Raw genomic sequence first — 205 nt, 5'->3', positions numbered from 1 at the left:
ACTTATATCTTAAGTTGGTTGTGAGAGCCCATATCTTTCGAGAGGGAACTGACGACCTTCAGTACAAACACTCTTTATACTTGAGTTAAAGTTGGTTGCGGGAGCCAGATTTGAACTGACGACCTTCGGGTTATGAGCCCGACGAGCTACCAGACTGCTCCATCCCGCGTCCGAATGTCCTAATACCTTCTTAGGAAAGCCAAGT

General features: G+C 46.8%; 1 tRNA gene. It reads right to left on the bottom strand.

From position 1 onward, the window contains the following. Nucleotides 1-92: 92 nt before the first annotated feature. A tRNA-Met gene (locus H4J76_RS19710) sits at nucleotides 93-169 on the bottom strand. Between the last annotated feature and the right edge of the window lie 36 nt (nucleotides 170-205).

It is taken from the genome of Colwellia sp. BRX9-1 (assembly GCF_014077195.1).
GTDB lineage: Bacteria > Pseudomonadota > Gammaproteobacteria > Enterobacterales > Alteromonadaceae > Colwellia_A.
The sequence above is the reverse complement of the archived record's forward strand: the minus strand, read 5'-3'. Positions and strand labels throughout refer to the sequence as shown.